Below are 19,742 nucleotides of genomic sequence, written 5' to 3'. Positions count from 1 at the left end.
GGCGTGCAACTTGCCATAAGGCAAAACCAAGGCTAAGAGACAGGGCATCCACAAGGACCCGGTGAAAATCCGGGTGGCTCTTCCGGCCGCCGATCCGCCGGACAACCCTCATTTCACGAAGACAGATGTCCGGTACCGTTTCGGCCGGCCTCTTCCGTATTGCGGGATATTTCATGACAATTTCGACGTTCAACCTCACCCGGTATCGCCAGGAATGGTTCGGCAATGTCCGTTCCGACCTGTTGTCAGGCCTTCTCGTCGCCCTGGCCCTTATCCCGGAAGCGATCGCCTTCTCGATCATCGCCGGCGTCGATCCGAAGGTCGGCCTGTTTGCCTCCTTCTCGATCGCCGTGATCATCGCCTTTGTCGGTGGGCGTGCCGGCATGATTTCGGCGGCAACGGCTGCCACCGCCGTGCTGATGACGCCGCTGGTCAAGGATCATGGGCTGGAATATCTGCTGGCGGCAACCGTTCTGGCCGGTCTGTTGCAGATCTGTGCCGGTTTCCTGAAGCTCGGGATGGTGATGCGCTTCGTCTCGAAATCGGTGATGACCGGTTTCGTCAATGCGCTCGCCATCCTGATCTTCATGGCGCAACTGCCGGAACTGACCGGCGTGACCCCGGTTACCTATGTCCTGGTCGCTGCGGCGCTTGGCATCATCTACCTGCTGCCGCTGATCACCAAGGCGGTGCCATCGCCGCTGGTGGGCATCGTCGTGCTGACGGCCGTGTCGCTCTATTTCGGGTTCGATGTGCGCACGGTCGGCGACATGGGCGAACTGCCGTCCACCTTTCCGACCTTCCATCTGCCGATGGTGCCGCTGACGCTGGAGACGCTGTGGATCGTGCTGCCCTATTCGGTGGCGGTTGCGATCGTCGGCCTGCTGGAATCACTGATGACGGCGCAACTGGTCGATGAACTGACCGATACGCCGAGCAGCCGCCATCAGGAGTGCATCGGACAGGGTATTGCCAATACGGCAACCGGGTTCATCGGCGGCATGGCGGGTTGCGCGATGATCGGCCAGTCGATGATCAACGTGAAGACCGGCGGCCGCGGCCGGCTCTCGACGTTCTGCGCCGGTATCTTCCTGCTGATCCTCTGCGTGGTGCTCGGCGACTGGGTCAGCCTCATTCCGATGCCGGCGCTGGTGGCGATCATGATCATGGTGTCGGTGGGCACATTCAGCTGGAAATCGATCGTCAACCTGAAGTATCACCCGCAGTCGTCGTCGATCGTCATGCTGGCAACGGTGATCACCGTGGTGACAACCCACAACCTGGCGATCGGTGTTCTGGTCGGCGTGCTGCTGTCGGGCATCTTCTTTGCCTGGAAGATTGCGCAGATCTTCGAGGTGACGTCAGAACGCTCGGCCGATGGGCGCACTGGCACCTACCGGGTGACGGGCCAGCTGTTCTTTGCCTCCGTCGAGGATTTCAACGCAGCTTTCGACTATGCCATGGCGCCGGAAAAGATCGTCATCGACCTCAGCCGCGCCCATATCTGGGATATCTCCAGCGTGGCGGCACTCGACATGGTCGTGCTGAAATTCAGGCGCGGCGGGGCCGATGTGGAACTGATCGGCTTCAATGCGGCCAGCCAGACGATCGTCGACCGGCTGGGCACCCATCAGAAACCTGACCTGCTGGACGCGCCGCTCGGGCATTGATCCGGATCGGTGCGGCGGTTCAAGCGGCGGCTGGCTTTCGAGCCGGCCGTGGTTACCGGGTCGGGACCGGTACGTCGCCGCGATAATCGTAGAAGCCGCGGCCTGCCTTGCGGCCGAGCCAGCCGGCTTCGACATATTTCACCAGCAGTGGACAGGGGCGGTATTTGCTGTCGGACAGCCCGTCATGCAGGACCTGCATGATCGACAGGCAGGTGTCGAGGCCGATGAAATCGGCGAGCTGCAGCGGTCCCATCGGATGGTTGGCGCCCAGCCGCATGGCGGTATCGATGGCCTCGACCGAGCCGACGCCTTCATAAAGCGTATAGATCGCTTCATTGATCATCGGCAGCAGGATGCGGTTGACGATGAAGGCCGGGAAGTCTTCGGCAACCGTAATGGTCTTGTCGAGCGAGCGGACGAAAGTCTTGGCGGTTTCAAAGGTCTTTTCGCCGGTGGCGATGCCGCGCACCAGTTCGACCAGCTTCATCACCGGCACCGGGTTCATAAAGTGGATGCCCATGAAACGTTCGGGGCGGTCGGTGGCCGAAGCCAGACGGGTGATCGACAGGGAGGACGTGTTGGTGGCCAGCAGCGCCTCCGGCTTCAGGACCGGGCAGAGCTGGGCGAAAATCTTGCGCTTGACGGTTTCGTCTTCGGTCGCCGCCTCTATGACCAGATCCATCGGCGCCATGTCATTGATATCGGAAGTGCCGGAGATGCGCGACAGGGTCGCCTTGCGCTCCTCGTCGGTCATCTTGCCGTTGGAGACCTGGCGGGCCAGGTTGCCGTTGATGGTGGCGAGACCTGCCTCAATGCGGTCCTTGGCCAGATCGTAGATCGTGACCTTGTATCCGGAAAGCGCGCTGACATGAGCGATGCCGCAGCCCATCTGGCCGGCGCCGATAACGCCGATATTGGTGATTTCCATACCCATCGCGCCACTCCTTCACGGCAATCCGGCGGATTGCCTTGCCCATATCAGTGAAATGCCGGACCCACCTTCTGGCGGGCCCGGCAAATTGATAGACCGGCAGCGCCGGTTTTTCCAGTCTTTTCGCCTGTGCGAAATCGCCGGCTTACAGAGCCTTTTCCAGCTCCGGCAGAAGCTCAAACAGATCTCCAACCAGCCCATAGTCGGCGACCTGGAAGATCGGAGCCTCTTCATCCTTGTTGATGGCGACGATGACCTTGCTATCCTTCATGCCGGCGAGATGCTGGATGGCACCGGAAATGCCGACCGCAATATAGAGCTGCGGGGCAACCACCTTGCCGGTCTGGCCGACCTGCCAGTCGTTCGGCGCGTAGCCGGCATCGACGGCAGCGCGGCTGGCGCCGACGGCGGCACCGAGCTTGTCGGCAACCGGCAGGATCACTTCCTTGAACTTGTCCGAAGAACCCAGCGCACGGCCGCCAGAAATGATGATCTTGGCGGAGGTCAGTTCCGGACGATCCGAGGACGACAGGGCGTCGGTTACGAAGGTCGACAGACCCGGATTGGCCGCGGCCGATATGGTCTCGACCGAAGCGGAACCACCGCTTGCCGCTGCGGCAAACGAGGCGGTGCGCACGGTGATGACCTTCTTGGCATCCGTCGACTGTACCGTCTGGATGGCGTTGCCGGCATAGATCGGGCGCTTGAAAGTGTCGGCCGAGACCACGTCGGTAATTTCCGAGATCTGCATGACGTCGAGCAGGGCGGCGACGCGCGGCATGACGTTCTTGCCGACGGAGGTCGCGGCAGCGATGATCGTGTCATAGGCGGGCGCCAGCGAGACGATCAGGGCGGCCAGCGGTTCGGCCAGGTTGTTGGCAAGATCGCCGCTGTCGGCGAGCAGCACCTTGGAGACGCCGGCAAGCTTTGCAGCCTCGTCGGCGGCAGCCTTGGCGCTAGAGCCGGCGACCAGCACCGTCACGTCGCCACCAATCTGGGTGGCTGCCGTCAGGGCCTTGGCGGTCTGGTCGGACAGGGTTGCGTTATCGTGTTCTGCCAGAAGAAGAATGGCCATTGTGTTTGTTCTCCTATCCCGTTCCGATTAAAGCACGCCGGCTTCGTTCTTGAGCTTGTCGACCAGCTCGGCGACGCTCTTGACCTTGACGCCAGCCTTGCGGCCGCTCGGCTCCTCGGTCTTCAGGACCTTGAGGCGTGCGGTGGTGTCGACGCCGAAATCGGCCGGGGTCTTCTTGTCCAGCGGCTTCTTCTTGGCCTTCATGATGTTCGGCAGCGAGGCGTAACGCGGCTCGTTGAGGCGAAGATCGGTGGTGACGACAGCCGGAAGCTTGATTTCGATGGTCTGCAGACCACCATCGACCTCGCGGGTGACGGACGCCTTGCCATCGCCGATTTCGATCTTGGAGGCGAAGGTGCCCTGCGCCCAGCCGAGAAGGGCGGACAGCATCTGGCCGGTCTGGTTGGCGTCGTCATCGATCGCCTGCTTGCCGACGATCACCAGGCCCGGTGCTTCAGCTTCGACAATGCCCTTGAGGATCTTGGCGACGGCGAGCGGCTCGACGATGTCGTCGGTCTCGACCAGAATGGCGCGGTCGGCACCCATGGCAAGTCCGGTGCGCAGCGTTTCTTCCGCCTTGGCCGGGCCGATGGAGACCACGACGACTTCGGAGGCCTTGCCGGCTTCCTTCAGACGCAGCGCCTCTTCAACGGAGATTTCGTCGAAGGGATTCATCGACATCTTGACATTGGCAAGCTCGACGCCCGAGCCGTCCGGCTTCACGCGGATCTTGACGTTGTAGTCGACGACGCGCTTCACGGGTACAACAATCTTCATGGGTTCCTTCCTTCACTGGTCGGCTCGAAAATGCGCCATAATGCGGTGCTTCGATGTTCGATTGGCGACATCGATACGCATTTTTTCCTCAAACACAACGTTCTGTCATGTCGACGAGCGATTTTGTTACACCATTAAGTGACGTTTACGTTCACGTCAATAAACTTGCCCACTCAGTGTGGTTTATCGACCCCAATGGATGGTCTTGCGGGACGCGGCCGGTGACGGCTGGACGGCAGGGGGTGTCGTCTCAAGGTGCTCGATCGCCTTGGGGGTGACGATGGTCCGGTCGAACAGCGGCACGCCACGGCGGCGCAGCGGCACGACCAGCAGGGCGCCGGCCAGAATGCCGCCGACATGGGCGCCCCAGGAGACATTGCTGCCGTGATCGGAGGCCAGCATCCAGAATTGCTGGCCGATCCAGAAAGCGAGCGGAATGAAGGCCGGCAGGGGAATTGGGAAGCGGAATAGCACCAGCACCCAGACGCGGACCTTCGGATGTAGAATGATATAGGCGGCAACGATGCCGGCCACGGCGCCGGAGGCGCCGATCAGCGGGCTTTCCGAGGTCGGCACGACGAGGCCATGGAAGAGGGCGGCGGCCACGGCGCAGACCAGATAGAAGATCAGGTATTTGATGTGCCCGAGCGCATCTTCGACATTGTCGCCGAACACCCAGAGAAACACCATGTTGGAGGCGAGATGCAGGAAGTCGCCGTGCAGGAAAGCATAGGTGATGGCGGTGGCATCCTCGGGGACGAAAACGAGGGCCGGATCAAGGGTCGCATATTCGAAGGCGACCGCCGGAATGAAACCCAGGCCGACCACCGTCGCCTGGGCGAACTCGTCGGTCGCCAGCAGGCCTGTCGCAATCCAGACAAAAACATTGATGGAGATCAGTGCCAGCGTGACATATTGCCGGTCGATATGCTTGAGAGCGTTTCGGTCATGCAGGGGAATGAACATGGCGTCCCTCTAGGCGTCGGTCTCTAACGTCAGCGATTGTGGCCCGGCGCCCAGAGGACGTCCGCCTTGCCGCCGTCATTGGCAAAGCGCGCCGCCACGAACAGGAAGTCCGACAGGCGGTTGATGTATTTGAGCGCCGGAGCACCGATCCTCTCGTCCGGGCTATGGGACAGATCGACCATGATCCGCTCGGCGCGCCGGGCGATCGTTCGAGCCAGATGCAGATGGGCGGCGGCCGGCGAACCGCCGGGCAGGATGAAGGAGCGCAGCGGATCGAGATCGGCGTTCAGCCGGTCGATCTCGGTCTCGATGCGATCAACCTGGCTCTGCACCACACGCAGGGGCTCATAGGCCGGCACTTCGCCGGTATCGGGCGTGGCCAGATCGGCGCCGAGATCGAACAGATCGTTCTGGATGCGCATCAGCATGGCATCCAGTTCGGCGTGGTCGCCGGTATAAAGCCTTGCCATGCCGATGCAGCTATTGGTCTCGTCCACGGTGCCATAGGCCTCGACGCGGGCATCGTGTTTCAGGCGGCGCGGACCGGAGACCAGAGCCGTGGTGCCGTCGTCGCCGGTGCGGGTATAGATCTTGTTGAGCTTTACCATGGATGCTTATCTCCCGCCGCCGGTCAGCCACAGGGTCAGCATGATCAGCGCGATGGCAACGGCCTGCAGCACGATGCGCATGCGCATCAGCTTGTTGGAAAGATTGCCGTCGCCGCCCTTCATCATATTGAACAGTCCGCGGATCAGCACGATGACGACGAGACCCATGACGATCAGGGTCAGAATGGTTGTGAAGCTGGACATGGGTTCCTTGTCTGCGTGCTTTGTTCTAGGTGATTGGGTCTGCGTGGTCCGCGGGTCTCAGTCCAGAGACCGCATCAATCTGTAGAAGAGGTCGGCGGGCAACAGCCTTTTGAGAAAGGCGCCCTGTTTTGCCGGTTTGGTCACGAGATAATGTGGTCGTGGCCGCTTGGCGGTCAAGGCGTGTTTCAGCACTTTGTAAACCGCCTCCGGGCCGAGTTTGTTGCGGTTGATCGGGCCGCTGCCGCTCAGCCGGGCCAGTTGCCGCCGGTACTCGACCGCATGGACGGAATTTTGCACGTCGATGTTCTTTTCGATCTGGGCCAGCGCATTGGCCGTGAAGCGGCTGTCGATCGGTCCGGGCTCGATCAGGCTGACATGAATGCCGCTGCCGTCGAGCTCCATGCGAAGCGTCACGCTCAAACCTTCCAGCGCATATTTCGAGGCGGTATAGGCGCCGCGCCAGCGATAGGGCATCAGGCCGAGGATTGACGAGCATTGCACGATGCGGCCCTGGCCGCGTTCGCGCATCAGGGGAATGACCTGTCGGGTCAACTCGTGCCAGCCGAACACATTGGTCTCGAACTGCTGGCGCAGCACGTCGGTCGTCAGGTCCTCGACGGCGCCCGGCTGGCCATAGGCGCCATTGTTGAACAGGGCATCGATGCGTTGGCCGGTCTGCTCGGATACCGTCGCGACCAGGGCGGAGATGCTGTCGGCCTCCGTGTAATCCATCAGCAGGGCGTCAATCCCGTCGTTTTGCAGCAAGGCCAGGTCTGCGGGTTTGCGCACCGTGGCAAAAACGTGCCATCCATCCGCCTGCAAAGCCCGTGCGCAATAGGCGCCGATGCCGGACGAGCAGCCGGTGACGATGATGGTGGGGCGGTCGCGCATGGAATGGTTCCTGTACAAATCGGCATGGGTTTCCCATATTCGCACTCGGGTGACAATCGGCGCATCAAAGCCAAGGAGACGGAATGCGGGCTTTCCTGCGGATGATCTACAAGGTGACCTGGGATGCCCTGTGGCATTTCACCGAAGACGACGGATGGGCGATGGCAAGCCATGTGGCGCTTTCGGCGCTGTTGGCCATCTTCCCCTTCCTGATCTTCGGCACCACGCTTGCCAACTTCCTTGGGGCTGACCAGTTTGCCGAAACGGCGATCCACCTGATCTTCGACACCTGGCCGGAGGCGATTGCCAAGCCGCTGGCCGAGCAGGTGGTGCAGGTCCTGACCATTCCGCGCGGCGGACTGCTGACCGTTTCGGTGCTGGCGGCCGCCTATTTCGCCTCGAATGGGGTGGAGGCCCTGCGCATCTCGCTCAACCGTGCCTATCGGGTCAGCGAGACCCGACCCTGGTATCTGACGCGACTGCTGAGCCTCGGGTTCGTGCTCGGGGCGGTCGTCGTGTTCGCCGTCATCAGCGCCCTGCTGGTCGCCGTGCCGCTGGCCCTGAACTTTGCCGAATTGTGGTTTCCCCTGCTGAAGGATGCCCTTGCGACGATCTCCAACTGGCGCATCTACGGCACGCTCGGTTTGCTGGCCATCGGGCTGATCGCCTCCCATCTCAGCCTTCCGGCCGGACGCCGGCGTATCATGGACGTCATTCCAGGGGTCATCCTAACGCTGCTGCTCTGGCTGATCGGCGCCCTGATCTTCGCCTCCTATCTCGCGACCTTCGCCAATTATGCCGCGACCTATGCCGGCCTTGCCTCCGTCATGGTGGTTCTGGTGTTCCTCTATATGATCGGCGCGATCTTCATTATCGGCGCGGAGTTCAATGCGGCGCTCTTAAAGTTCGAGGTACTGGGCGGCATGCACAGCGTCAAGACGCCGGTCGAGGTGTCAAAGGCCGACAAGCCGGCGGATATCCAGGGGTGACAGACCGTCGGCCCGAAGCGCCGAGAGACCGGTGTCGCCGGCGCTCTTGGAAAGCTTGCGGCCGTCGCCATCCAGGATGAGCCGGTGATGACGGTAGGTCGGTGCCGGCAGGTCGAGCAGCGTCTGAAGCAGGCGGTGGACGGCGGTTGCCTGGAAAAGGTCGCGACCACGGATGACCTCAGTAATGCCCTGGAGCGCATCATCGACCACCACCGACAGATGATAACTCGACGGCGCGTCCGAGCGCCAAAGCACCACATCGCCCCAGGCCGCCGGGTCCGCCTTGACTTCGACGGTGCCGCCATCCCCCCTTTCGATCCAATGCAAGGGGCCGGCAATGCTCTTCAGTGCGCGCCGCATATCGAGCCGCCAGGCATGTTTCGCGCCGCTCTGCAAAAGCCGCGTGCGCTCCGTCTCGCTGCGGTCGCGGTCGGTCGGCGGATAGAGATAGGCGCCATCCGGATCGCGGGGCCAGGGTGTGCCCCTGGCTTCTTCGGCAAGGGCATAGGCCTTCACCTCTCCACGGGTGAGAAAGGCCGGATAGAGCATGCCGCGCTGCCGCAACCGGTCCAGCACGGCACGATAGGCATCAACATGCTCCGACTGACGGCGCACCGGGATTTCCCAACCAAGGCCGAGCCAGGCCAGATCCTCATAGATTACCGCCTCGAATTCCGGCGTGCAGCGGGCAATGTCGATATCTTCCATGCGCAGCAGAAAACGGCCGCCTGTCGCTCGGGCCGCATCGTGGTTGAGCATGGCGGAAAGGGCATGGCCCAGATGAAGCGGGCCGTTCGGGCTGGGCGCGAAGCGGAACACCGGTTTTTGACTGTCAGCGGCGATCATGATTTCTTCTGCCACGAAATCGGCCTGCCGCAAAGACGGTCTGAGGAGAGCGTAAGGCATGAAGATCATTGGCGCGGACAGTGACGTGGCCCTGGGTCTGGATGCGCTCTTGCGTCTCGATCCGCGGCTTCACGCCGTGGCGACGGTTGCCGGTCCCTTGCCGCTCAGGTTGGCAGAGCCGGGTTTTGCCGGGCTCGCCTTCATCGTGGTGTCGCAGATGGTCTCAAAAGCCAGCGCCGAAGCCATCTGGCGGCGCATCGTCGCGGCCACGGGCGTGGGCAGACCGACCGCCGAGGCCTATCTGGCGCTCGACGAGGCAAGCCTTGCCGGTCTCGGCCTGTCGCGGGCCAAGGCACACACCCTGCGGCTGGTGGCCGAAGCGGTGCAGGAGGGGCAACTCGATCTGCAGGCGATCGTTCGCGAGGACGGTAAAGACGCGATTACCCGGTTGACGGATATTCGCGGCATCGGGCCCTGGACCGCGGAAGTCTATCTGATGTTCTGCGGCGGGCATCCGGATGTCTTTCCGGCCGGCGACGTCGCGCTGCGCATCGCCATCGGCCGGGCTTTCGGATTGGAAGAGAGGCCGGACATCCGGTCCGTCGGGCAGATGGCGGAAATCTGGAGCCCGTGGCGATCGGTCGCGGCCCGGCTTTTCTGGGCCTATTATGCCGCCACCAGCGGCCGCGAGGCGGCGCCGGTCGGGCTCTCGCTGCGACCGATTCAGCACGGCAAGAGATAAGGCTTCACAATCCTGTAACAACGGTCCTAATATAGAAGGGAAGACGACGAATCGATCAGGAGACGCCCTTGACGATTGCAGTTTCACCCCAGTCCTTGCCGGCGCTCGTCCTGAACGCCGACTACAGGCCGTTGAGTTATTATCCCTTGTCGCTGTGGTCCTGGCAGGACGCGATCAAGGCCGTCTTTCTTGACCGTGTCAACATCATCGCCGAATACGATCACTCGGTCTGTTCGCCGAGCTTTTCCATGCGCCTGCCGAGCGTGGTGAGCCTGAAGAGCTATGTTCAGCCGACCCGCAATCCGGCATTTACCCGGTTCAACGTCTTTCTGCGCGACCGCTTTTCCTGCCAGTATTGCCACTCGACGGACGACCTGACCTTCGACCACGTAATCCCGCGCGCTCATGGCGGCGAGACGACCTGGGAAAATGTCGTTGCTGCCTGCTCGCCCTGCAATCTGCGCAAGGGCAGCAAGCTGCCGCGCCAGGCCAACATGTTTCCGGCCCAGAAACCCTATCGGCCGACCGTGCAGGACCTGCACAACAATGGCCGGCTGTTTCCGCCGAACTATCTGCATGAAAGCTGGGTCGACTATCTCTACTGGGATTCCGAACTGCAGCCGTAAGTCTGCTCAGCGCCGCTTGGCTTTCGAGGCACCGAGGAAGGCAAGCCCTGCCAGGGCGATGCTGGTGAGCACGTTCCATCCTGCAAAGGACAGGCCGAGGACGCGCAAGGTGGCTTCCGTGCAGGACGGTCCTTTGACGCTGTTCAGCTGATCCAGGATGTTGCCGGCACCTGACATGCCGGCTGCGCCGCCGACTGAGCAACTCGTCGGGCCTTCCCAGAATTTCCATTCGACACCGGCGTGATAGACGCCGAGGCCGGCACTGACCACCATGATGATGGCGATCAGGAGCAGCAGTGCCTGGACGACACGATCGGGGAGTTTGGCGATCGACGCGAGTATGGCCAGCGCCCCGACCCCGACGCCGATGTAATAGGGATTGCGCTGCAGCAGGCAGAGCGCACAGGGGATGTAGCCGCCGATATGCTCGAAGCCCAGCGCCGAACCGACGACCACAGCCATTCCGGCGGTCAGCAGCAGGGCATAGCCCAGTCCGGGGCGTGTGGTGATCGCAGTCATGGTCATGGTCAGGCTTTCAGTGGGCGATATAACGATAGGCAATATAGAGCAGGATCAGCACGCCTGCACCCAGAGCGGCGAGCAGTCCCAGCCGCTTTTCGATGAATTCGCGGATTGGTTCGCCATAGCGCTGCAGCAACCAGGCGAGCAGCATGAAGCGGGCGCCACGGGCGACAATCGCCGAGATGATGAACAGCCAGATGTTGATGTGGGCGACGCCCGACAGGATCGTGACGATCTTGATCGGCGGCAGATGGGCAAGGCCCGAGGTTATCAGAAGCAGCACGACGGTCTGGTAATCGACCGAGGCGCGCAAGGCGTCGAAGGCTTCCAGCTTGCCGTAAAACTCAAGAACCGGCCGGGCGATCGTCTCATAGGCATAGTAGCCGAGAAACCAACCGGCAATGCCGCCCAGAACCGAAGCGACGGTGGCGATCAAGGCATAGCGCCAGGCTTTCTCCGGTTTGGCCAGGGCCATAGGCAGGAAAAGCACATCTGCCGGCACCAGGAAGACCGAACTCTCGATGAAGGCAATGACCGCCAGCCACTTTTCGGCGGATTTGCGGGCGGCAAGCGACATGGTCCAATCGTACAGGCGTCGTAACATGCCAGGGTCTCTCTTGTTTGCTGCGGCGCACATGCTTTTAGGCGGACCGGCCTGTCATGTAAATGCTCGGCGCGTCGGACCTTTGCGCGCACCATCAAACTTTTCGTGAAAATGATGAAAATGAAAAATCCCGGTTGACCGCCGGCTGCCGCTTCGTGTAGTTCGGCCAAAGCTAGGCTTTCTTAAAAAGCCTCTGGCCCCTTTGGCGGAATTGGTAGACGCGCCTGACTCAAAATCAGGTTCCGAGAGGAGTGCTGGTTCGATTCCGGCAAGGGGCACCACTTTTGTTTGCGCGCCGCCGCCATACCAACCCTGCGCGCGGGCGCGGTTCGAGGCTTCGCCTCTCTGCCAGACCACAATAGTTTTCAGGCTTTGATATCAGAAGAGTATGTTGCAACACGCCGCGGCATGGCGACCGCCGTCGCCGTATTGCGCCGTTACTTGCTGTGGTCTTGCCCGTCGTAGTTCAGGTCCCAATCCTTGGGCGGATTTTTCGTGCCGGGCGGCCATTTGTTGATGGTGGCGTCCTGCGAACCGGTGATGACCGTCGGCTTGGCGCTGATGACGCCGTCGTTATCGGCGCCTTTCTTCGAGCGGACGAACTGGCCTTCGGCATCTTTGCGGATTGCGCCTGCGGCATCGTAATGGAACGTCTTCTCTGTCATGGCTCCTCGACCTTTGTCACATTTCACACACGGACAGGGCTGAAGACCAGCGCATCATCCTCACAAAACTAACTGCCGGCTGGGGCGAATGTTCCATAAAACAGCAGGGCCGACCGATTATGGATTGGCGCTGTGCTGCTAACAGCAATGTTGTTTCTCATTGTGCAGTTGCGAGATGAATGATAGCAAAAACACCGGTCACAATGGAAAATCCGGGAATGTTCTTGCCAGCGCGGGCTCCTTACGAGGCTCTTTATCGCGATTTTACCTGGTCTATCCCTGAACGCTTCAATATCGGGCGTGCCGTCAGCGACGCCTGGGCGCAGCGGGAGCCGGAGCGGGTCTGCCTTGAGCACTTCAGCCCTGACGGTCAGCATCAGACGATGACCTATGGCGAACTGGCCACGCGGTCGTCAGCCTTTGCGGCCAGCCTGCAGCGTCTGGGTATCGGGCGCGGCGATCGGGTGGCCTTGCTGCTGCCCCAGTGTTTCGAGACGGTGATCGCTCATCTGGCGATCTACAAGCTTGGCGCCGTGGCTCTGCCGATGGCCCTGCTGTTCGGGGTGGAAGCGCTGCAGTATAGGCTGGGTGTCGCCCAGGCCACGGCCATCGTCACCAATGATTTCGGCCTGTCGCGCATTCTGGAGATCCGGGAAAAGCTGCCGTCTCTGCACCACATCATTTCGATCGACAGGGCCGAAGGCGCCGTCCTGTCCTTCCATGATCTGGCTGAAGGCGATGCGGCTGCTTTTGTCGGCGCCGATACAGGCCCGGACGATCCGGCGCTGATGATCTTCACCTCCGGGACAACAGGCGCGCCGAAAGGCGCCTTGCACGGACACCGGGTGCTGGCCGGCCATATTCCGGGCTTTCAACTCGCCCATGATTTCCTGCCGCAGGCCGGCGACAAGATCTGGACGCCGTCGGACTGGGCCTGGGCCGGCGGATTGCTGAATGCCCTGTTGCCGGCGCTGCTGCTGGGCGTGCCCGTGGTCTCGTCGCCGGCGCAGAAATTCGATCCGCAGATGGCGTTCCGCATCATGGCAGAAATGAAGGTGCGCAATGCCTTCATTCCGCCAACTGCGCTCAGGCTGCTGAAGGCCGTGGAGCGGCCGCGCGACGCTTACGACCTCGTCCTGCGCAGCATAGGCTCGGCAGGGGAATCCCTTGGACGCGAAACCTACGAATGGGTGAAATCGGCGCTTGGCATCGTGCCCAACGAATTCTACGGCCAGACGGAGTGCAATTTCGTTCTGTCCTCGGCCGCAAGGCTCGGTGTGACAAAGGCAGGCGCGATCGGCAAGGCGGTGCCCGGGCATCGGGTGGCGATCATCAACGACAAGGGCGAGTGCCTGCCGCCCGGAACGATCGGCCAGGTGGCGATCGCCCGGCCGGATCCGGTGATGTTCCTGGAATATTGGCAGGACCCAATCGCCACCGCTGCCAAGTTCGTCGGCGACTGGATGCTGACCGGCGATCTTGGCCGACAGGATCGCGAGGGTTATGTCGAATTCTTCGGACGCGACGACGACGTGATCACGTCGTCGGGCTATCGCATCGGCCCGGCGGAAATCGAGGATTGCCTGAGCGGCCATCCCGCGGTTCGGCTTGCGGCAGCGATCGGCAAGCCGGATCCCCTGCGCACCGAAATCGTCAAGGCCTATGTCGTGCTGGCGGACGGATTTTCGGCAAGTGCTGCCCTTGCGGCCGAGATCAGCGACTGGGTCAAGCAGCGGCTCTCCATGCACGAATATCCGCGGGAGGTCGCCTTCATCGACGATATGCCGCTGACGACCAGCGGCAAGGTGATCCGACGCATTCTCAGAGACCGGGAGATCGCGGCCGCAGCCGCTGCGTGAGCCAGGCTTCGCCCAACCCCGGGATTTCAGCCGTCGTGAACCCGCTTTGACAGGATCTTGTCGCGCAGGATGCGGGCGATATTGCGGGTGTTGCGGTACATGTGCAGCTGGGCTGCAGCCTGGCGAACGTCGCGGTCCGAGTTGCGCGTCAGTCCGATGACCAGAGTGCCCATTTCTTCCCTTTCCCGCCACAGCCGGCTCATGATCGGATGATCCGGAACGCCGCAGGAATCGGTGCGGACGATATTGGCGTCGTCGAGATGCCATTCGGTCAGCCGGGCGGTCAGCAGCTTGCCGGGCGAGAATTTGGAATAGCGTTCATCATAGGCCGTCTTCCAGGTATAGGCCTCGCCCCCCATGACAAAGACGATCATCGATGCGATGGCGCGACCGTCGAGGTCGAGCGTGTGGATGCGTACCGCATCGGCTTCGGCAAGATTGGTGATGGCTTCGCGGGCGAAGGCGGCCCGATAGCGGTCCATCACCATGGCGGTCCGCTTGCGTCCCTTCCAGCCGCTTGCTTCCAGCGCCAGGAATTCTTCGGTTCTGGTGCGGATATCGTCCGGCTGGCGGGCGACGTTATAGGTCAGTGTCCCGACTTCGCCGAGATTGCGCGATTGCCGGCGCATCTCGCGCAAATGGGATTTCGAGACTGAGGCCCGAAGATAGGTCTCGCCATCCTCATGGCTTTCCAGCATCGGCCGGGCAAAGCTGTTGGTGACGGTCAGCGGCAGATCGCGGCCGATGGCAAGGGCGCGGAGCAACTGGGCGAAAGGGCCGTTCAGCCGCAGGTCCGGCAGAACCAGCACGCCGGGCAGCTTGGCATCGCGCAGCGAAAGGCCTTCTAGCAGGTTGTCGATCGTCTCGGCGGCATCCTCCGCATCGACCAGAGGCGTGCCCAGCGGTCCGAAGGGATTGGACCAGACCCTGATGATCGACGGGCCGACGGAGAAGCCGGGTTTTTCGATCGAAAACGGCATCAGCAGGCGGATGCGGCTCTTGTCGCCGCGGTCGTCGCGGATCAGCGCTATGCGGACCTGCCGCTCGTCGAGGCGCGGTATGGCGGGGGTCAGAAACCGGCTTGAGAAGAAGACATTGGATTCCATCGCCCGATTGGTGAGGAAATCGAGTTCCTGTTCCAGATCATAGCCGGCGTCGCGAGGATAGAGGCTGAGATGTCGCCCGGGCCGGCCGATGGCGATCTGCACGTCGGCAACGGGCCGCCCATGGCGGGCGGTCGCCAGGGCGTCCACCATCCGGTTGGCATTGCTGTTCATGCTTTCGTTATAGATGGGCGGTTGGGCCATTGTCAGCCAGCCTTCTTCTTGTCGAGGATGGACAGTGGATCGGCGAAGGCAAACAGCACGATGCCAAGCGACCAACGGACTGCAACATGCAGCAGCAGTGCCTCCACCATCATTGCCACGGCTGTGGCAAGAGCGGCGCCCTGAAGACCGTAAAGCGGAATCAGGGTAATGTTGAGACCGATATTGGCGGTCAGCGCCCCGACATAAAGCAGGACGCAGAGCTGCTGCTTCCCGGCCATGGTCAGCAGCACTTCGCCGGGGCCGACCAGAGCTTTTGAAAGGCTGCCGGCAAACAGGATCGCCATAATGCTGTAGCCGGCGGTAAATGTCGGGCCGAAGAGCGAGAGCAGCAGGTTGCCGGCCGCCAGGACCGACAGGCCGACCAGAAGCGATGGCCAGAAGCTCCAGCGGGCGGTCTGGCCGGCAAAGGCGGCCAGCGGCCGCAGGTCTCTCTCGTCCATCATGGCCGAAAAGCGCGGCGCGGCCGCGGCCTTGACGGCGAAATAAACGAATTGCACCAGTGCCATGGTCTTGGCTGCGGCGAAGTAGATCGCCACCTGATCCGGCTCCAGATAGAAGCCGACGACCACCACATCCGAATTGGTCAGCAGGAAGCCGAACCCCTCGATCAGGAAGATCGGAATGGCCACCCGGAACCAGGCGAAGAAGTCGATCTTGCGGGGGCCCGGCTCATAGCGCCCGTTCATGCGCCAGCTGACCGTCGCGAATTGGGCCAGCGTCGTCACATAGGTGGCGAGCAGGGCGGCCTGCATGGCGGTGGTCGCCGTATGCGGCGCGCCAAAGGCGACGGCGATCAGCATGAAGCCGAGGATCAGCGTCGGGCGCACCAGATAGGTGGGGCTCAAGGCCGCGATCGGCCAGCTATTGGCTCGCGCCGTGCCGTCCAGCACGTCGCCCAGCGCAATCATCGGCAGGGCGACCAGGCCCAGAAACAGGGGAATGAGATAGTAGCCCTCGATCCGGTCGCCGAAAAAATGCAGGCTCAAAAGACCGATGCCCGCCAGCAGGCTCGCGGATGTCATGGCGAAGATGCGCGCGGTCGCGGTCAGGCCGCGGATCTCGTCCGGCTCGTTGCGGGCGTGATATTGCGGCAGGAAACGAATGACCGTCGAATGAAAGCCGAGGCAAGAGAGATTGCCGAACAGAACGACCAGAACCCAGACGAAGACGAAGATCCCGTATTCGAACTCGCCCATAATGCGGGCCTGGATGATCTGGGAAAAGAAGGCGATGGCGGCGCTGATGACGCGGATGGCAAAGGCAATCAGGGCCATGCGCTGGGCGCGGGAGACCTCGTCCTGTCGTGCCAGCGTTTCGGCCAGCCTGCGAATTGCGGGATGCAGGCCGGGTGGCAGGATTCTCTCCGCTGTCTGGACAACCGCCATTATCGACACGCACAGCTCACTGATGACGCAAGAACACAAGGCGCAGTCTTGTCAGATCAGGGTTAAGAAACGGTTCCCCTGGCTAGGTGCAGTTTAATGTCTGGCCCGGCGCCGGTCGATCGGCGAGGGCGGGTTGCGGGGCCGAGTTGTGGCCCCGCCCGTCATCAATAGGCGCCGTGGCAGTGCTTGAACCTCTTGCCGGATCCGCAGGGGCAGACCTCGTTGCGGCCGACCTTGCCCCAGGTCGATATGTCGTTGGGATCGCGGTTTTCCGGCGGGACATAGGCGGTCGGCTGGTCGGCGTCCGCGGCGAACTCGTCCTCGCCGGTGGTCGCATCGACGTGATGGGCCTCCATCTCAGGCAGGCTTGGTGGTGGCGAGGCCTCGCGCACCAGTTCTACGCGCATCATCTGGGCGGTTACGGCTTCGCGCAGGTTGGCCAGAAGCGCCTGGAACAGCTCGAAGGCCTCGGATTTGTATTCCTGCAACGGGTCGCGCTGGGCATAGCCGCGGAAACCAACGACGGAGCGCAGATGATCGAGATTGACGATATGTTCGCGCCACAGGTTGTCGATGGTCTGCAGCACGACCGAACGTTCGACATAGGTCATGATCTCGGGGCCGAAACGCTCTGCCTTGTCGGCGACGACATTGTCGGCGGCGGTCTTGATGCGCGCCAGGAAATCGCCTTCGGCGATGCCCTCTTCCAGGGCCCATTCCTCGACCGGCAGATCGAGGTTTAGCGTGTTGGCAAGAGCGATCTTCAGGCCCTTGACGTCCCACTGTTCGGCATAGGCGCGTTCGGGAATATGGGTACGGACCATCGTGTCGATGACTTCGTCGCGCATATCGGCGACGGTATCGCCAATATCGGTCATATCCATCAGTTCGATGCGCTGCTCGAAGATCACCTTGCGCTGATCGTTGAGAACGTCATCGTATTTCAGCAGGTTTTTGCGGATATCGAAGTTTCTAGCCTCGACCTTCTTCTGGGCCCGCTCCAGCGCCTTGTTGATCCAGGGATGAACGATCGCTTCGTTCTCCTTGAGGCCGAGCTTCTTCAACATCCCGTCCATGCGGTCGGAGCCGAAGATCCGCATCAGGTCGTCCTGCAGCGACAGATAGAATTTCGAGCGGCCCGGGTCGCCCTGACGGCCGGAACGGCCGCGCAGCTGGTTGTCGATGCGGCGGCTTTCATGGCGTTCGCTGGCGATCACATAGAGTCCGCCGGCGTCGAGCGCCACCTGCTTCAGACGCTGGACCTCGACCTTGATGGCCGCTTCCTTGGCGTCGCGCTCTGGACCGGCCTCCAACTCGCCGAGCTCGCGCTCGATGCGCATCTCGAGGTTGCCGCCCAACTGGATGTCGGTACCGCGACCGGCCATGTTGGTGGCGATGGTGACGGAGCCCGGCACGCCGGCCTGGCTGACGATATAGGCTTCCTGTTCGTGGTAGCGGGCGTTCAGCACCTGGAACTCGCCGAAGCCGGATTGCTTGAGCATGGTGGCAAGAAGTTCGGACTTTTCGATCGATGTGGTGCCCACCAGTACGGGCTGGCTGCGGGAATGGGCATCCTTGATCTCGGCGATGATCGCCTTGAACTTTTCCTCGAAGGTCCGGTAGACCTCGTCATCCTCGTCGATACGCTGGATCGGCAGGTTGGTCGGCACTTCGATGACATCGAGGCCGTAAATGTTGGAGAATTCTTCCGCTTCTGTCGAGGCGGTGCCGGTCATGCCGGCAAGCTTGCCGTACATGCGGAAATAGTTCTGGAAGGTGATCGAGGCCAGCGTCTGATTTTCCGGCTGGATCGTTACCTGTTCCTTGGCTTCGAGCGCCTGATGCTGGCCTTCGGAGTAACGACGGCCCGGCATCATGCGCCCGGTGAATTCGTCGATGATGACGATCTCGTCGTTGCGGACGATGTAATCCTTGTCGCGCGAAAACAGCTTGTGGGCCTTCAGGGCGTTGTTGATGTGGTGAACGATGGCGACGTTTTCCACGTCGTAAAGCGAGACGCCCTTGAGCAGGTTGGCCTCGCGCAGCAGGTTTTCGAGCTTTTCCGTGCCGACTTCGGAAAAGTTGGCGGAGCGCTGCTTCTCGTCGATCTCGTAGTCATCCGCCGTCAGCAGCGGAATGTAGGCGTCGATGGTTGTGTAGAGGTCGGAACGGTCATCCAGCGGACCGGAAATGATCAGCGGCGTACGCGCCTCGTCAACCAGGATCGAGTCCACTTCGTCGACGATCGCGTAGTTGTGGCCGCGCTGGACCATCTGGCCGCGCTCATACTTCATGTTGTCGCGCAGATAATCGAAGCCGAGCTCGTTGTTGGTCGCATAGGTGATGTCGCAGGCATAGGCGGCGCGGCGTTCCTCGTCGGACATGCCGTGCACGATGACACCGGTCGTCAGCCCGAGGAAGTTGTAGAGCTTGGCCATGGTCGAGGAGTCGCGCTTGGCGAGGTAGTCGTTGACGGTGACGACGTGCACACCCTTGCCCGACAGGGCGTTCAGGTACACTGCCAGCGTTGCGACCAGTGTCTTGCCTTCGCCGGTCTTCATTTCGGCGATGGCATTCTCATGCAGGATCATAGCGCCGACGAGCTGCACATCGAAGGGCCTGAGGCCCAGCGTGCGGCGGGCTGCCTCGCGGGCGACCGCAAAGGCCGGCACCAGGAGGTCATCCAGCGACTTGCCGTCGGCAACCTGTTGCCGGAACTCAATGGTCTTGGCGGCGAGCGCCGCGTCGTCCAGAGCCTGCATGCTGTCTTCGAGCGCCTTGATCGCGGCGACTTTCGGTTGGTGAGACCGAATGCGGCGATCGTTCGACGAGCCGAACAACTTGCGGGCGATACCACCAAGACTGACCATTTCAATGGTCCTTTCTGAAATCCATGACACAAAGTCCACGCCGGTTTTGACGATCCGTTTCGTCAAAATGGCGTGTCGCGTCCGGAAACTACTCTGGACGCGAGGTTGCGTGACAGATAAGAGGGGGGTCGAATTATGTCAACGGGACAGGTCGATGCACAAGCGCCACAATCCGGTGCTTATG

General features: G+C 61.7%; 19 protein-coding genes, 1 tRNA gene and 1 other annotated feature. Of the genes, 6 read left to right on the top strand and 14 right to left on the bottom strand.

What is annotated here, in order from left to right; genetic code table 11:
• The first annotated feature begins 51 nt into the window (after positions 1-51).
• Positions 52-107, top strand: a sequence feature (sul1 is cis-regulatory element that is thought to sense ions involved in sulfur or methionine metabolism; They are found in Alphaproteobacteria).
• A gap of 66 nt (positions 108-173) precedes the next feature.
• Positions 174-1,670 (top strand): SulP family inorganic anion transporter, encoded by a 1,497-nt coding sequence (locus HGO38_RS17100; RefSeq protein ID WP_250957116.1) that lies wholly within the window; start codon positions 174-176, stop codon positions 1,668-1,670.
• Positions 1,671-1,722: 52 nt separating this feature from the next.
• On the opposite strand, the gene HGO38_RS17095 is transcribed toward HGO38_RS17100, so the two are convergent.
• The 7 genes from HGO38_RS17095 to HGO38_RS17065 all read right to left on the bottom strand — a co-directional run bounded on the left by HGO38_RS17095 (position 1,723) and on the right by HGO38_RS17065 (position 7,122).
• On the bottom strand, positions 1,723-2,604 hold the full coding sequence (locus tag HGO38_RS17095) for a 3-hydroxybutyryl-CoA dehydrogenase (protein ID WP_250957115.1): 882 nt from the start codon (positions 2,602-2,604) through the stop codon (positions 1,723-1,725).
• Between the two features lie 142 nt (positions 2,605-2,746).
• Entirely contained in the window at positions 2,747-3,676 is a 930-nt protein-coding gene (locus HGO38_RS17090; protein WP_250957114.1) for an electron transfer flavoprotein subunit alpha/FixB family protein, read from the bottom strand.
• A gap of 27 nt (positions 3,677-3,703) precedes the next feature.
• Positions 3,704-4,453: an electron transfer flavoprotein subunit beta/FixA family protein gene (locus HGO38_RS17085; protein ID WP_250957113.1), complete on the bottom strand. Its 750-nt coding sequence runs from the start codon at positions 4,451-4,453 to the stop codon at positions 3,704-3,706.
• A gap of 183 nt (positions 4,454-4,636) precedes the next feature.
• A complete protein-coding gene (locus HGO38_RS17080) occupies positions 4,637-5,419 on the bottom strand; it encodes a rhomboid family intramembrane serine protease (RefSeq protein WP_250957112.1) in 783 nt (260 codons plus the stop codon).
• 29 nt (positions 5,420-5,448) lie between these two features.
• Positions 5,449-6,027: a cob(I)yrinic acid a,c-diamide adenosyltransferase gene (locus tag HGO38_RS17075; RefSeq protein WP_250957111.1), complete on the bottom strand. Its 579-nt coding sequence runs from the start codon at positions 6,025-6,027 to the stop codon at positions 5,449-5,451.
• 6 nt (positions 6,028-6,033) lie between these two features.
• Positions 6,034-6,231, bottom strand: a complete 198-nt coding sequence (locus HGO38_RS17070) for a twin transmembrane helix small protein (RefSeq protein ID WP_250957110.1) — start codon at positions 6,229-6,231, stop codon at positions 6,034-6,036.
• A gap of 57 nt (positions 6,232-6,288) precedes the next feature.
• On the bottom strand, positions 6,289-7,122 hold the full coding sequence (locus HGO38_RS17065; protein ID WP_250957109.1) for an SDR family oxidoreductase: 834 nt from the start codon (positions 7,120-7,122) through the stop codon (positions 6,289-6,291).
• Positions 7,123-7,205: 83 nt separating this feature from the next.
• Between HGO38_RS17065 and HGO38_RS17060 the strand changes: the two genes are divergently transcribed.
• A complete protein-coding gene (locus tag HGO38_RS17060) occupies positions 7,206-8,111 on the top strand; it encodes a YihY/virulence factor BrkB family protein (protein WP_250957108.1) in 906 nt (301 codons plus the stop codon).
• On the opposite strand, the gene gluQRS is transcribed toward HGO38_RS17060, so the two are convergent.
• The gene (gene gluQRS / locus HGO38_RS17055) at positions 8,076-8,957 is read right to left on the bottom strand and encodes a tRNA glutamyl-Q(34) synthetase GluQRS (RefSeq protein ID WP_250957107.1); all 882 of its coding nucleotides are present in this window, start codon (positions 8,955-8,957) and stop codon (positions 8,076-8,078) included. The genes HGO38_RS17060 and gluQRS overlap by 36 nt on opposite strands.
• Positions 8,958-9,015: 58 nt before the next feature.
• On the opposite strand from gluQRS, the gene HGO38_RS17050 reads away from it, so the two are divergent.
• Both HGO38_RS17050 and HGO38_RS17045 read left to right on the top strand, forming a co-directional pair.
• On the top strand, positions 9,016-9,699 hold the full coding sequence (locus HGO38_RS17050; RefSeq protein ID WP_250957106.1) for a DNA-3-methyladenine glycosylase family protein: 684 nt from the start codon (positions 9,016-9,018) through the stop codon (positions 9,697-9,699).
• A 68-nt stretch (positions 9,700-9,767) separates the two neighbouring features.
• Entirely contained in the window at positions 9,768-10,325 is a 558-nt protein-coding gene (locus tag HGO38_RS17045; RefSeq protein WP_168473477.1) for an HNH endonuclease, read from the top strand.
• A 6-nt stretch (positions 10,326-10,331) separates the two neighbouring features.
• On the opposite strand, the gene HGO38_RS17040 is transcribed toward HGO38_RS17045, so the two are convergent.
• On the bottom strand, positions 10,332-10,850 hold the full coding sequence (locus HGO38_RS17040) for a disulfide bond formation protein B (RefSeq protein ID WP_250957105.1): 519 nt from the start codon (positions 10,848-10,850) through the stop codon (positions 10,332-10,334).
• Between the two features lie 10 nt (positions 10,851-10,860).
• Complete coding sequence (locus tag HGO38_RS17035) at positions 10,861-11,451, bottom strand: YqaA family protein (protein ID WP_250957104.1); 591 nt, start codon at positions 11,449-11,451, stop codon at positions 10,861-10,863.
• Positions 11,452-11,647: 196 nt separating this feature from the next.
• Between HGO38_RS17035 and HGO38_RS17030 the strand changes: the two genes are divergently transcribed.
• Positions 11,648-11,732: transfer RNA gene (locus HGO38_RS17030), tRNA-Leu, on the top strand.
• 156 nt (positions 11,733-11,888) lie between these two features.
• Here the strand turns inward: HGO38_RS17030 and HGO38_RS17025 are convergent.
• The gene (locus HGO38_RS17025) at positions 11,889-12,116 is read right to left on the bottom strand and encodes a hypothetical protein (RefSeq protein ID WP_250957103.1); all 228 of its coding nucleotides are present in this window, start codon (positions 12,114-12,116) and stop codon (positions 11,889-11,891) included.
• Positions 12,117-12,334: 218 nt separating this feature from the next.
• On the opposite strand from HGO38_RS17025, the gene HGO38_RS17020 reads away from it, so the two are divergent.
• On the top strand, positions 12,335-13,975 hold the full coding sequence (locus tag HGO38_RS17020) for an AMP-binding protein (protein ID WP_250957102.1): 1,641 nt from the start codon (positions 12,335-12,337) through the stop codon (positions 13,973-13,975).
• Positions 13,976-14,001: 26 nt separating this feature from the next.
• On the opposite strand, the gene HGO38_RS17015 is transcribed toward HGO38_RS17020, so the two are convergent.
• From HGO38_RS17015 to secA, 3 genes are all read right to left on the bottom strand, one after another.
• Positions 14,002-15,282: a GNAT family N-acetyltransferase gene (locus HGO38_RS17015; protein ID WP_250957101.1), complete on the bottom strand. Its 1,281-nt coding sequence runs from the start codon at positions 15,280-15,282 to the stop codon at positions 14,002-14,004.
• 2 nt (positions 15,283-15,284) lie between these two features.
• Entirely contained in the window at positions 15,285-16,688 is a 1,404-nt protein-coding gene (locus HGO38_RS17010) for a lipopolysaccharide biosynthesis protein (protein WP_250957285.1), read from the bottom strand.
• 164 nt (positions 16,689-16,852) lie between these two features.
• A complete protein-coding gene (gene secA / locus HGO38_RS17005) occupies positions 16,853-19,558 on the bottom strand; it encodes a preprotein translocase subunit SecA (RefSeq protein WP_250957100.1) in 2,706 nt (901 codons plus the stop codon).
• Positions 19,559-19,742: the final 184 nt, after the last annotated feature.

It is taken from the genome of Rhizobium sp. CG5 (assembly GCF_023701945.1).
Classification (GTDB): Bacteria; Pseudomonadota; Alphaproteobacteria; order Rhizobiales; family Rhizobiaceae; genus Allorhizobium.
This window is presented reverse-complemented; position numbering and strand designations above follow the sequence as displayed.

Excerpts from the sequence above, each read along its gene's own strand:
- gluQRS (WP_250957107.1), bottom strand. The coding sequence starts at position 8,957 with ATGATCGCCGCTGACAGTCAAAAACCGGTGTTCCGCTTCGCGCCCAGC.
- HGO38_RS17040 (WP_250957105.1), bottom strand. The coding sequence starts at position 10,850 with ATGACCATGACTGCGATCACCACACGCCCCGGACTGGGCTATGCCCTG.
- HGO38_RS17090 (WP_250957114.1), bottom strand. The coding sequence starts at position 3,676 with ATGGCCATTCTTCTTCTGGCAGAACACGATAACGCAACCCTGTCCGAC.
- HGO38_RS17100 (WP_250957116.1), top strand. The coding sequence starts at position 174 with ATGACAATTTCGACGTTCAACCTCACCCGGTATCGCCAGGAATGGTTC.
- HGO38_RS17085 (WP_250957113.1), bottom strand. The coding sequence starts at position 4,453 with ATGAAGATTGTTGTACCCGTGAAGCGCGTCGTCGACTACAACGTCAAG.
- HGO38_RS17060 (WP_250957108.1), top strand. The coding sequence starts at position 7,206 with ATGCGGGCTTTCCTGCGGATGATCTACAAGGTGACCTGGGATGCCCTG.
- HGO38_RS17020 (WP_250957102.1), top strand. The coding sequence starts at position 12,335 with ATGTTCTTGCCAGCGCGGGCTCCTTACGAGGCTCTTTATCGCGATTTT.
- HGO38_RS17095 (WP_250957115.1), bottom strand. The coding sequence starts at position 2,604 with ATGGGTATGGAAATCACCAATATCGGCGTTATCGGCGCCGGCCAGATG.
- HGO38_RS17025 (WP_250957103.1), bottom strand. The coding sequence starts at position 12,116 with ATGACAGAGAAGACGTTCCATTACGATGCCGCAGGCGCAATCCGCAAA.
- HGO38_RS17070 (WP_250957110.1), bottom strand. The coding sequence starts at position 6,231 with ATGTCCAGCTTCACAACCATTCTGACCCTGATCGTCATGGGTCTCGTC.
- HGO38_RS17035 (WP_250957104.1), bottom strand. The coding sequence starts at position 11,451 with ATGTTACGACGCCTGTACGATTGGACCATGTCGCTTGCCGCCCGCAAA.
- HGO38_RS17080 (WP_250957112.1), bottom strand. The coding sequence starts at position 5,419 with ATGTTCATTCCCCTGCATGACCGAAACGCTCTCAAGCATATCGACCGG.
- HGO38_RS17015 (WP_250957101.1), bottom strand. The coding sequence starts at position 15,282 with ATGGCCCAACCGCCCATCTATAACGAAAGCATGAACAGCAATGCCAAC.
- HGO38_RS17050 (WP_250957106.1), top strand. The coding sequence starts at position 9,016 with ATGAAGATCATTGGCGCGGACAGTGACGTGGCCCTGGGTCTGGATGCG.
- HGO38_RS17065 (WP_250957109.1), bottom strand. The coding sequence starts at position 7,122 with ATGCGCGACCGCCCCACCATCATCGTCACCGGCTGCTCGTCCGGCATC.
- HGO38_RS17075 (WP_250957111.1), bottom strand. The coding sequence starts at position 6,027 with ATGGTAAAGCTCAACAAGATCTATACCCGCACCGGCGACGACGGCACC.
- HGO38_RS17010 (WP_250957285.1), bottom strand. The coding sequence starts at position 16,688 with ATGGCGGTTGTCCAGACAGCGGAGAGAATCCTGCCACCCGGCCTGCAT.
- secA (WP_250957100.1), bottom strand. The coding sequence starts at position 19,558 with ATGGTCAGTCTTGGTGGTATCGCCCGCAAGTTGTTCGGCTCGTCGAAC.